The sequence below is a fragment of the Corallococcus sp. 4LFB genome (assembly GCF_046520365.1).
GTDB lineage: Bacteria > Myxococcota > Myxococcia > Myxococcales > Myxococcaceae > Corallococcus > Corallococcus caeni.
Window position 1 is genome coordinate 1 of record NZ_JBKGHJ010000306.1, and the last position, 10,610, is coordinate 10,610.

The 10,610-nt window shown below is 70.7% G+C and carries 11 protein-coding genes; 5 read left to right on the forward strand and 6 right to left on the reverse strand.

Annotation, left to right across the window (positions count from 1 at the left end):
- Window positions 1-2: 2 nt before the first annotated feature.
- Both ACLEQD_RS27605 and ACLEQD_RS27610 read right to left on the reverse strand, forming a co-directional pair.
- Entirely contained in the window at window positions 3-725 is a 723-nt protein-coding gene (locus tag ACLEQD_RS27605) for a lysophospholipid acyltransferase family protein (protein ID WP_171416514.1), read from the reverse strand.
- 18 nt (window positions 726-743) lie between these two features.
- A complete protein-coding gene (locus ACLEQD_RS27610) occupies window positions 744-1,541 on the reverse strand; it encodes an SDR family NAD(P)-dependent oxidoreductase (protein ID WP_410388001.1) in 798 nt (265 codons plus the stop codon).
- A gap of 206 nt (window positions 1,542-1,747) precedes the next feature.
- Between ACLEQD_RS27610 and zwf the strand changes: the two genes are divergently transcribed.
- From zwf to gndA, 3 genes are read left to right on the forward strand one after another with little or no spacing between them, the layout of a single operon-like run.
- Complete coding sequence (zwf, locus tag ACLEQD_RS27615; protein ID WP_410388003.1) at window positions 1,748-3,289, forward strand: glucose-6-phosphate dehydrogenase; 1,542 nt, start codon at window positions 1,748-1,750, stop codon at window positions 3,287-3,289.
- Complete coding sequence (gene pgl / locus ACLEQD_RS27620) at window positions 3,286-3,951, forward strand: 6-phosphogluconolactonase (RefSeq protein WP_410388005.1); 666 nt, start codon at window positions 3,286-3,288, stop codon at window positions 3,949-3,951. Before zwf ends, pgl begins: the two co-directional genes overlap by 4 nt.
- A 22-nt stretch (window positions 3,952-3,973) precedes the next feature.
- Complete coding sequence (gndA, locus tag ACLEQD_RS27625) at window positions 3,974-5,401, forward strand: NADP-dependent phosphogluconate dehydrogenase (protein WP_410388007.1); 1,428 nt, start codon at window positions 3,974-3,976, stop codon at window positions 5,399-5,401.
- Between the two features lie 25 nt (window positions 5,402-5,426).
- Here gndA and ACLEQD_RS27630 read toward each other — a convergent pair whose 3' ends face one another.
- The 3 genes from ACLEQD_RS27630 to ACLEQD_RS27640 form a co-directional block, all read right to left on the reverse strand.
- Window positions 5,427-7,064, reverse strand: coding sequence for an acyl-CoA synthetase (locus ACLEQD_RS27630; RefSeq protein WP_410388009.1), 1,638 nt, complete (start codon window positions 7,062-7,064; stop codon window positions 5,427-5,429).
- 128 nt (window positions 7,065-7,192) lie between these two features.
- Complete coding sequence (locus ACLEQD_RS27635; protein ID WP_410388011.1) at window positions 7,193-8,026, reverse strand: tetratricopeptide repeat protein; 834 nt, start codon at window positions 8,024-8,026, stop codon at window positions 7,193-7,195.
- On the reverse strand, window positions 8,023-8,580 hold the full coding sequence (locus ACLEQD_RS27640; RefSeq protein ID WP_171420808.1) for an RNA polymerase sigma factor: 558 nt from the start codon (window positions 8,578-8,580) through the stop codon (window positions 8,023-8,025). The genes ACLEQD_RS27635 and ACLEQD_RS27640 overlap by 4 nt, the downstream gene beginning before the upstream one ends.
- 429 nt (window positions 8,581-9,009) lie before the next feature.
- Here ACLEQD_RS27640 and ACLEQD_RS27645 point away from each other — a divergent pair, with 429 nt between their 5' ends.
- Both ACLEQD_RS27645 and ACLEQD_RS27650 read left to right on the forward strand, forming a co-directional pair.
- Complete coding sequence (locus tag ACLEQD_RS27645; protein ID WP_410388013.1) at window positions 9,010-9,357, forward strand: hypothetical protein; 348 nt, start codon at window positions 9,010-9,012, stop codon at window positions 9,355-9,357.
- Window positions 9,354-10,016, forward strand: coding sequence for a cupin-like domain-containing protein (locus ACLEQD_RS27650; protein ID WP_410388015.1), 663 nt, complete (start codon window positions 9,354-9,356; stop codon window positions 10,014-10,016). Before ACLEQD_RS27645 ends, ACLEQD_RS27650 begins: the two co-directional genes overlap by 4 nt.
- An 8-nt stretch (window positions 10,017-10,024) precedes the next feature.
- On the opposite strand, the gene ACLEQD_RS27655 is transcribed toward ACLEQD_RS27650, so the two are convergent.
- On the reverse strand, window positions 10,025-10,610 hold a 586-nt coding region (locus tag ACLEQD_RS27655), incomplete at its 5' end, for a CHAT domain-containing protein (protein ID WP_410388017.1).

A 10,610-nucleotide genomic window follows, 5' to 3' on the forward strand; every position in this document is an offset into this window, starting at 1 on the left:
CCTCACCCCACCCGCGCGAGCGCCTCCACGAACCGCTCGCGCACGTGCGTGGCCAGCGCCGCGGAGTCCGGCCCGAACGTCTCCGGCGGCAGCGCCGGCATCACCTGCACCGTGACGGTGGCGCGCGGGCTCATCCACGGCCCGTCCCCATCCACCAGCTCCCGCGTGCCGCGCACCAGCACCGGCACCACCGGCACGTGCTCCTCCAGCGCCAGCTGGAACGCGCCGCGCTTGAACGGCAGCAGCTCCCCCGGCGAGTACGTCCCCTCCGGGAAGATGAGCACCGGGATGCCCTTGCGGAGCCACCGGCGGCACGGCCCCATCAGCTGCTCCATGGATTTGGAGCTGCCGCGCACGATGGGCACGTAGCCCAGCAGCGTCATCATCCAACCCACCAGCGGCGTGCGGAACAGCGACGCCTTCGCCACGAACTTGTACGGCGTGAACAACCCCATCACCGCGAGGATGTCCGCGAACGACTGGTGGTTGACGACGTAGACGCACGGCCCCTTGGGCAACAGCTCCCGCCCCTCCACCCGCACGCGCCAGCCGGGCGAGGCGTGCAGCCACAGCCCGTAGCACCACCGGCACACCAGCACGTGCAGCCACTGGCGGTCGGGATCCAGCGGGTACGCCACCACGAACAGCACCGCGCCCAGCGTGAAGAGGATGGGCGCGGTGACCAGGAACAGCGCGAAGAACCACAGCGAGACGACGTAGCGCATGCGTGAGAGGAACCCCGTTCAGCGCGAGGCCGGAGGCGTCATGTTCGCCGCGAAGTTCATCGCGTAGTTGACCTCCAGGCCGCCGTCCACGACCAGCGTCTGGCCGTTCACGTACGCGGAGCCCTCCGAACACAGCCACTCGATGGGGCGGGCAATCTCATCCACGTGGGCCACGTGCCCCGCGGGCACCTGCTCCTGCACCTTCGCCTCCAGCGCGTCCCACGCGTCGCCCATGTAGAAGCGGCTGGAGTCCGTATCGATGTAGCCCGGGTTGACCGCGTTGACGCGGATGCCCGTGCCGGTCAGCTCCGCGGCCAGGTACTTCACCATGATCTCCATGGCGCCCTTCATCGCGCCCAGGAGGCCATGGAACGGCAGCGGCATGCGCGAGTCCATGCCGGACACCGCCACGATGCGCCCCTTGCGCCCCTCCATCAGCGGCACCGAGCGCTGCGCGCCCAGGAGGAAGCTCTTCACCGTGACGTTGAAGGTCTTGTCCATCTGGTGCAGCTTCGTCTGCATCAGCGGCGTGAACACCGTGGACGCCGCGTTCGCGACGAACACGTCCAGCGCTCCGAACTCCTGCTGGATGACGTCGAAGACGCCGTGCAGGGTCGCCGGCTCCAGCTGATCCGCGATGACCGTGCGGCAGCGGCGGCCCAGCGCCTCCACCTCCTTCGCCAGCGACGCCGCGGCCTCCGCGTCCCGCCGGTACGTGGAGACGATGTCGTAACCTGCACGGGCCAGCCGCAGGGAGACCGCGCGGCCCACGCCGCGCGAGCCCCCGGTGATGAGCGCCACGGGAGGAGTCGTCATGGCCTCCAGGAGTACCATGTTCCCGCCACCCCACCCACGCCCGCCCGCCCGCGTGCTCCCCGGCGCGGCGAAGGGCAGCCCTCGTGGCGCCGGAGTCCTGGGGCAGGCAAGACGTCGGGCCCGCATCATTCTCCTGCAATGCGCTTGCAGGGCCGCCAGATTAGCGCCTTAAGGTGCCCGGTCGGTCACACGGAGGGAGACACCGCATGGACGCGCAGGGAGTGCACATCGAAACCCATCCCCGTGAAGGCGAACCGGTGTTCAGCGCGGGCCGCCCGGACCCCTGCACCCTGGTCCTCTTCGGCGCCACGGGCGACCTGGCCGAGCGCAAACTATTCCCGGCCCTCTTCGAGCTCGCCCGCTCCGGCCTGCTCCCGGAGCACTTCGCCATCGTCGCCTTCAGCCGCTCCAAGCTGGAGGACGCGTCCTTCCGCGAGCACGTGAAGGAGGGCCTCCAGAAGTTCTCCCGCACGCAGCCCCTGGACGAGGCCGCCTGGAAGCGCTTCGCGGACACCATCGAGACCGCCTGCGGTGGCTACGACGACCCGGAGGCCTTCCAGCGCCTGGGCCAGAAGCTCCAGGACATCGCGAAGCGCCACAAGACGGAAGGCAACCAGCTCTATTACATGGCCACGCCGGCCTCCACGTTCCCGCAGATCATCAAGAGCCTCGCGGACGCGGACCTGCTCAAGCGCGAGGTTCAGCCCGGCCAGAAGCCCTGGCACCGGCTCATCATCGAGAAGCCCTTCGGCCACGACCTGGAGAGCGCGAAGAAGCTCAACAAGGAGCTGGGCTCGGTCCTGGATGAGAAGCAGATCTTCCGCATCGACCACTACCTGGGCAAGGAGACGGTGCAGAACATCCTGGTGTTCCGCTTCGCCAACGCCATCTTCGAGCCGCTCTGGAACCGCCAGCACATCGACCACGTGGAGATCACCGCGGCCGAGGCCATTGGCGTGGAGGGCCGCGGCGGCTTCTACGACGAGACGGGCGTCATCCGGGACATGGTGCAGAACCACCTGCTCCAGGTGCTGGCCCTGTGCGCCATGGAGCCGCCGGTGTCCTTCGCCGCGGAGGACATCCGCGACGAGAAGAACAAGGTCTTCCGCGCGCTGCGCCCCGTGGAGGGCGGCGACGTGCCCCAGCACGTGGTGGTGGGCCAGTACGAGGGCTACCAGGACGAGAAGGGCGTGAAGAAGGGCTCGCGCACGCCCACCTACGTGGCCATCAAGATGAACATCGACTCGTGGCGCTGGCAGGGCGTGCCCTTCTACCTGCGCGCGGGCAAGAACCTGAAGAAGCGCCTGACGGAGGTGTCCATCCACTTCAAGTCGGTGCCCATCGGCCTGTTCAGCGGCGGGGGCGCGTCCTGCCAGCGGCTGCAGCCCAACGTGCTCACGCTGCGCATCCAGCCGCACGAAGGCATCGCGCTGTCCTTCGAGTCCAAGATTCCCGGCGAGGACGTCAACATCGGCGGCGTCACCATGGACATGGACTACGCGGAGAGCTTCAAGAAGCCCGTGCCGGAGGCCTACGAGCGGCTGCTGCTGGACTGCATGCGCGGCAACGCCACCCTCTTCGCGCGCCAGGACAGCGTGGAGCAGGCCTGGGGCTACATCACGCCCATCCTGCAGGCGCTGGAGACGGATGCCGGCGGCACGGTCCACACCTACGCCAAGGGCAGCAAGGGCCCCGAAGCCGCGGACGCCCTGCCCGCGAAGAACGGCCGGCGGTGGTCCGCGCTATGAGCCAGCCCCTCGTCGTCCCTTCCGAGCAACTCACCCGCGAGGCCGCGGACTGGCTGGCGCGCGAGCTGGAGAAGGCGCTCGCGACGAAGGCCCGCGTGAGCCTGGCCCTGTCGGGCGGCAACACGCCCAAGCCCGCGTACCGGATGCTCGCGGACCACAAGCTCCCCTGGGAGCGCGTGGACGTGTACTTCGTGGACGAGCGCTTCGTGCCGCCGGACCACCAGGACAGCAACTACCTGCTGGTGAAGGAGTCGCTGCTCGCGCCGCTGAAGCTGCCGGACGCGCAGGTGTTCCGCATGCAGGGCGAGCGCACGGACCGCGACGCCGCCGCGCGCGACTACGAGAAGGTCCTGCCCGCGAAGCTGGACGTGGTGCTCATCGGCGTGGGCGAGGACGGCCACACCGCGAGCCTCATGCCCGGCCATCCGGCGCTCCAGGAGCGCACGCGGCGGGTGCTGGCGGTGGAGCAGAGCGCCAAGCCGCCGCCGTGGCGGATGACGCTGACGTTCCCCGTGCTCCAGGGCGCGGGGGCGGTGCTGGGGCTGGTGGCGGGCGAGGGCAAGCGGGACGCCATGCGGCGGGTGCTCGCGGGCGACATGTCCCTGCCCGCGGCGCACGTGACGAACACGCAGTGGATGCTGGACCCCGCCGCCCACGGGTGAGGCGGGCCCTCTGGAGGGAACGATGAGCACACAGACGAAGCCGGCGCAGTTCGGCGTGGCGGGCATGGGCGTCATGGGCGCCAGCCTGGCCCTCAACATCGCGGACCACGGCTTCCGCGTCGCGGTATGGGACCGCCACCCGGAGAAGCTCCAGCAGGTCCAGCAGGAGAACCCGAAGCAGGGCCTGATGGGCTACCCGGAGCTGGAGCAGTTCGTCGCCGGCCTGGAGCGCCCGCGCCGCATCCTCCTGATGATCACCGCGGGCGCGCCCGTGGACGAGATGATGGGGCGGCTGTTCCCGCTCCTGTCGCCCGGTGACGTCATCATGGACGCGGGCAACTCCTGGTACCTGGACACGCGCCGCCGGGAGGCGCTGTGCAAGGAGAAGGGCTTCCACTTCCTGGGCATCGGCGTGTCCGGCGGTGAGGAGGGCGCGCGCCACGGCCCGTCCATCATGCCCGGAGGCCCCAAGGACGCGTACGCGCTGGTGCAGCCGGTGCTGGAGGCCATCGCCGCGCGCAGCGAAGAGGGCCTGTGCGTCACCCACGTGGGCCCGGAGGGCGCGGGCCACTTCGTGAAGATGGTGCACAACGGCATCGAGTACGCGGACATGCAGCTGCTGGCGGAGACGTACGACGTGCTCCACCGCGGCCTGGGCCTGGACACCGCGGTGCTCGCCGACCTGTTCTCCAAGTGGAACGAGGGCATCGCCGAGTCGTTCCTCCTGGAGACCACCATCAAGGTGCTGCGAAAGCGCGACCCGGAGACGGGCAAGCCGCTGGTGGACCTGGTGCTGGACAAGGCCGGCCAGAAGGGCACGGGCAAGTGGACGGTGCAGGTGGCGCTGGACCTGGGCGTGCCGGTGCCCTCCATCGCGGCGGCGCTGGACGCGCGCAACCTGTCCTCGCGCAAGGATGAACGCGTGGCCGCGGGCAAGAAGCTCCACGGCCCCGCCCTCTCCCTCTCCTCGGATGAGCAGAAGGAGCTGGCGCAGTGGGCGCACGACGCGCTCTACGCGGCGCGCGTGGTGACGTACGCGCAGGGCATGCGGCTCATCCAGGCCGCGTCGGACGAGTACAAGTGGGGCGTGTCGCTGGCGGAGATGGCGCGCATCTGGCGGGGCGGCTGCATCATCCGCGCGAAGCTGCTCACCCCGCTGCGCGAGTCCTTCCAGCAGCAGCCCACGCTGCCCAACCTGATGGTGTCGGAGGCGTTCGCGCCGGTGCTGAACAAGCTGGCCCCTGCGTGGCGCAAGCTCGTGGGCGCGGCGACGAGCGCGGGCATCCCCGTGCCGGTGTTCAGCGGCAGCCTGGCGTACATGGACAGCTACCGCAGCCCGGAGCTGCCGCAGAACCTCACCCAGGCCCAGCGCGACGCGTTCGGCGCGCACACGTACCAGCGCCGGGACAAGCCCGACGCCGGCTTCGTGCACTCGGACTGGCTGAAGTAGTCCCCTGCCCGCCTGCGCGCCGCCCCTACTTCTTCTGGGTGGCGCGCAGCTCGGCGCGGCGGATCTTCCCGCTCACCGTCTTGGGCAGCTCCGTGACGAACTCGAGCTCACGCGGGTATTTGTAGGGCGCCGTGGTCTTCTTCACGAAGTCCTGCAGCTCCCGCGCGAGCTCCGGGGACGGCGTATGGCCCGGCGTGAGCAGCACGTACGCCTTGATGCGCTGGCCCAGCTTGTCGTCCGGCACGCCGATGACGGCGGACTCGGCCACCGCCGGGTGCTCAATCAGCGCGGACTCCACCTCGAAGGGGCCCACGCGGTAGCCGGACGTCTTGATGACGTCGTCGGAGCGCCCCACGAACCACAGGTAGCCGTCCGCGTCGCGCACCGCGCGGTCCCCGGTGACGTACCAGTCCCCCCGGCTGCTGGCGGCGTTGGCCGCGTCGTCGTTGAGGTAGCCCGCGAACAGGCCCACCGGCCGCTCCGGCTTCACGCGCACGGCGATGTCGCCCTCGTGTCCGTCCGCGACTTCATGGCCGTGCTCGTCGATGACGCCCACGGTGAAGCCCGGGGACGGCTTGCCCATGGAGCCCACGCGCGGCTCCATCCCGGGGAACATGCCCACGATGACCACCGTCTCCGTCTGGCCGTAGCCCTCGCGGATGTGCAGCCCGGTGGCCTCCTTCCACGTCTGGATGACCTCCGGGTTGAGCGGCTCGCCCGCGCTCAGGGAATGGCGCAGCGAGGACAGGTCCACCGCCTTCAAATCCTGGAGCACCAGCGCGCGCCACGCGGTGGGCGGCGCGCAGAAGGTGGTGACCTTCTCCCGCTCCAGCACCTTCAGGAAGGCCGCGGGGTCGAAGCGGCCGCGGAAGTCGTGGACGACGTTGCACGCGCCCACGCTCCACGGGCCGAAGAGCTTGCCCCACGCGCACTTCGCCCAGCCGGTGTCGCTGAGCGTCAGGTGCCGGTCATCCGGCTTCAAGTCCAGCCAGTAGCGGCCGGTGATGAGGTGCCCCTGCCCGTAGCTGGCCTGGGTGTGCAGCACCATCTTCGGCATGCCCGTGGTGCCGGACGTGAAGTAGATGAGCAGCGGATCATCCGCCTTCGTCAGCGGGAACGCCGGGGCCTGACCTTCCGCCAGGGCCTCGGACACGTAGCGCGTCCACGGAGCAGGCGCGTCGCCGGTGGACACCCACGTCGTCACGCCGGGGGCCTGGCCCAGCACGCCCTCGAAGCGGTCCAGGCAGCTGCCGTCGGTGAGGACCGCCTTCGCGCCGGACACGTCCAGCCGGTAGCGGATGTCCTTCGCGGTGAGCATGGGCGTGCCGGGCATGAAGACGATGCCCGCGCGGATGCAGCCCAGCACCAGGAACCACCACTCCGGCACGCGCGGCATCAGGATGAAGACCCGGTCGCCGCGCTTCAGGCCCAGCCCGGTGAGGAAGCGCGCCGCGTGCAGCGAGCGCTCCTTCAGCTCCTGGAAGCTGAAGCGCTGCGAGCGCCCGGACTCGTCGGACCACTGGAGCGCGGGGGCCTGGGGCCGCTCGGCCGCGTGCCGGTCGATGACGTCCGTGGCGAAGTTGAAGTGCTCCGGCCGCTCCCACCGGAAGTCACGGCGGGTGGACGCGTAGTCGGCGGAAGCGCGGGACGGGGACTCGGGCATGGGAGGCTCCTGGAGTGTTCCGACAACCCCAGCAGCCTGTCACGTCATCCCGAGCGGTGAGGCGGAGCCCCCGCGCGGAGCGCCCGGTGGTGGACGCTCGGAACGCGCGGGGAGTCCCGGGTGCTTCTTCAGCGGGCGGCTTCTTCGCGCAGGCCCTTCGCCAGGCCGCGCGCCTCGTCGCTCCAGCCGGGCTCACCCAGCCCGGCCACCTGCTCGAAGGCGGCCGCGGCGGCTTCCTTCTGGCCCAGGGCGCGCAGCGCGAGGCCGCGGTTCCACTGCGCCTGGGGGTTGCGCGAGTCCGCGCGCACCACCGGCTCCAGCAGCGTCAGCGCGTCCTGGTAGCGGCCGTCCTGCAGCGCCACCACCGACAGGTCGATGTCTCGCGCCAGCGACGCGGGCTCGCGCGCCAGCACCGCCTGCGCCTGCTGCCACTGGCCGTGCAGCACGTAGGCCGCGACGATGCCGCGGAAGTCCTTGCGCTCCTCCATCCGCGCCAGCGGACGCAGGGGCAGCGTGACCTTCCCGGCCTCCAGGCCGTCCGCGCCACCGCGCATGGGGCTGTAGGGCCGGTGCTTGTCCGCGCGCGGATCCGACAGACGGGCCTCCAGCTCGCGGGTGGGCTGGTTGTCCAGGAAGACGACCGCCGGCACCTCCGCGGCGGGCATCATGCGCGGCACGAAGATGGCGCAGAGGCTGGCGGCCATGGCCAGCGGCGCCACCACGCGCGCGTTGCGGCGCACCCACGCGCCCAGCGACACCACGTTGCCCTCCGGCTTCGCGGCCGGCGGCTCCACCACGCCCGTGCTCAGGGCGCGCGCCGCCAGCAGCTCCAACTGGAGCAGGTCGCGCAGGCCGCCCTCGCAGGCGGCGCAGCGTGGCAGATGGTTGCGGAACGCTTCGGCGTCGGACTCGGATAGCTCGCCGTCCATGAAGAGGTGCAGCCGGGTGCAATGCGCGTTCATGACTGGACTCCCCGCTCCCGGGCCACCGCGACGCTCGGAAGCAGCAGTTCCCTCAGGTCCCGGCGCGCCAGCGTCAGCCAGCTGCCCACGGTTCCCACGGGAACGTTGAAATGTTCGGCGATCGCCTGGTAGCGGCGACCCTCGGCGTGAAGCTTGTACGCGTCCCGCAGGTGCGGCTTGAGCTGCTCGATGGCCGCCTGGAACGCGTCGTTGCCCACCAGCTCCCAGTTCTCCCGGTCCCCGTCCCCCGTCACCGGCAGGTCCTGCACCAGCGCCAGGTGCGGCAGCCCCCGGCTCTCCGTGCGCTGCCGGCGGCAGTGGTCCAGGAACCGGTTGGTCATCGTCGTGCACAGCCACGCCGCGCACGCCGCTTCCGTCCGGTCCTTCAGGTGGCCGTACTCCGGCAACGCCCGCTCGAAGGCCTCCTGGACCAGGTCTTCCGGGTCCAGGATGCCGCGGGCGCACAACCGCCGCGCCACCGCCAGCAGGCTGGGCCGGTGTCGCTGGATGAACGCCTCGAAGTGGCGTCGTTCCCGGTTGAAGAGGTTGGCCATGACACAAGGCCCCGAAGTGACTGGTGGGCTTTCCTGACTAAAGACGCCAAGCGGTTCGTTTCTTGAGAGAAAAATGCCCGGAAGGGCAGACACGCCTGCCGGGCCAGGCGGCTCAGCGAGCGGCCGCCGCCCCCTCCAGCAAGGGAGGCACCGACGGCGGCGGCAGCGGCCGGCGGCGGCGCGGCGCCCGGTTGTCGCAGTTCACGTATGAGCCCTTCACGTGTGGGGCGCTGTGGTCCGGCTCGAAGGTGCCAGAGCGGGGAGCGGACAGGTCTCCGGGGGTCATGGGCGGCTTCTCCTGGTACGACGGAAGTCCTGCGTAAGCATGGGATGGGTGGAAAAAGACGGACGGGGCTGTCCATACCACGCCCGGCCGCACTGGCAGGAGGGGCCCCCGGCCAATCCTTCAAGGATTTCAAGGAGTTCCGAATGAACGAGGACAAGTCCCTGCTCCGTCCGGAGTGGCGCCAGTGGCTGGCGGAGAACCTGGCCCTGGGGGTGGGTGTGGAGGAGGTGGAGCAGGTGCTGGTGGGAGCGGGCGTGTCCCTGGAGGTCGCGCGCGCGGAGATCGCCGCGGCGGGGCAGCACCCCTACTTCCAGGCGTGCCGCCAGGTGGCGCGGCACTTCGGGTGGCTGGAGTCGCTGATGGAGACCTACAGCGCGCTCCGGGCCCAGGACGGGGGCCGCGAGCTGGAGGTGCGCGAGGGCTCGCCCCGGAGGAGTTCTTCCGCCGCTACTACTTCGGCCACCGGCCGGTGGTGCTCAAGGGGGCGATGAAGGACTGGCCCGCGCTGAAGAAGTGGTCGGTGCCGTACTTCCGCGAACACTTCGGGCGGGTGGAGGTGGAGGTGATGACGGGGCGCGACGCCAACCCGGAGCACGCGGCCCAGCAGGACCGGCACCGCTCGCGGATGCCCTTCGCGGACTTCCTGGCGATGGTGGAGTCCGGCCGGCGGACGAACGACTACTACATGGTTCCGCGCAACGACAACTGGGGCCGCGAGGGGCTGTCCCCGCTGCGCGAGGACCTGCGCGCGCCCGAAGGCATCATCGACCCGTCGCTGCTGGCGGATCAGATGACGCTGCTCCTGGGGCCCGCGGGCACCGTCACCCCACTGCACCACGACAACATGAACATCCTGCTGGGGCAGGTGATGGGCCGGAAGCACGTGAAGCTGGTGCCGTCCTACGAGCGCCACCGGGTGTACCCGCACCGGGGCACCTTCAGCCACGTGGACGCGGGCGCGCCGGACCTGGTGGCGCACCCGCTGTTCGCGGAGGCCACGGTGCTGGAGACGGTGCTGGAGCCCGGGGACATGGTGTTCCTGCCCGTGGGCTGGTGGCACTGGGTGAAGGCGCTGGACGTGAGCGCCAGCGTCACCTTCCACCACTTCGTCGTCCCCGGCGGAAACACGCACCTGGATGCCCCCCCGTAACAAGCGCTTCAGTCCGCCTTCTCCACCAGCAGCACCGAGCGTGTCCACCCGGCCCGGCCGTCGCGCGCGAGCCACGCCTGGCGTTCGTCGCGCAGCGCGACGGACGCGGGCGAGCCCGCGTGGATGCGCCGGCGCACGCCGTCGAAGAAGCGGCCCGCCGCGTCCGGGATGTCCACCGTGGAGGCCAGCACCGCGCGGGCGCCCGAGTCGATGAAGGCCGCCGGCAGGCTGAAGGGCTCCGTGCTCTGCAGCGCCGTGGTGCGGCCCGCGCTGCACGCGGCCAGGAACACGGTGGGCTCGCCCTTGAGCCGCTGCTCGCGCACTACGTCCGCGGTGAGCGCGTAGCGGCCGTTCACCTCCGGGGACAGCACCACCAGCGACGCGCCGGAGATGCTGGGGTCGGTGATGCCGTGCGCGTGGATTTCAATCTCCGTGGCGTCCGCCATGCTCTCCAGCACGCGCGACGGCGTGGCGTCCGAACCGGACAGCACGTTGGGCGGCGCGCTGCCCGGCTCCGCGTCCGGCGTCCACGCGGGGAGCCGGGGGCAGCTGCAACAGCGACGGGGCCTCCACGCCGGCCACCACCAGCCGGCG

Coding starts and splice junctions, on each gene's coding strand:
- ACLEQD_RS27605 (WP_171416514.1), bottom strand. CDS start 725: ATGCGCTACGTCGTCTCGCTGTGGTTCTTCGCGCTGTTCCTGGTCACC.
- ACLEQD_RS27610 (WP_410388001.1), bottom strand. CDS start 1,541: ATGACGACTCCTCCCGTGGCGCTCATCACCGGGGGCTCGCGCGGCGTG.
- zwf (WP_410388003.1), top strand. CDS start 1,748: ATGGACGCGCAGGGAGTGCACATCGAAACCCATCCCCGTGAAGGCGAA.
- pgl (WP_410388005.1), top strand. CDS start 3,286: ATGAGCCAGCCCCTCGTCGTCCCTTCCGAGCAACTCACCCGCGAGGCC.
- gndA (WP_410388007.1), top strand. CDS start 3,974: ATGAGCACACAGACGAAGCCGGCGCAGTTCGGCGTGGCGGGCATGGGC.
- ACLEQD_RS27630 (WP_410388009.1), bottom strand. CDS start 7,064: ATGCCCGAGTCCCCGTCCCGCGCTTCCGCCGACTACGCGTCCACCCGC.
- ACLEQD_RS27635 (WP_410388011.1), bottom strand. CDS start 8,026: ATGAACGCGCATTGCACCCGGCTGCACCTCTTCATGGACGGCGAGCTA.
- ACLEQD_RS27640 (WP_171420808.1), bottom strand. CDS start 8,580: ATGGCCAACCTCTTCAACCGGGAACGACGCCACTTCGAGGCGTTCATC.
- ACLEQD_RS27645 (WP_410388013.1), top strand. CDS start 9,010: ATGAACGAGGACAAGTCCCTGCTCCGTCCGGAGTGGCGCCAGTGGCTG.
- ACLEQD_RS27650 (WP_410388015.1), top strand. CDS start 9,354: ATGAAGGACTGGCCCGCGCTGAAGAAGTGGTCGGTGCCGTACTTCCGC.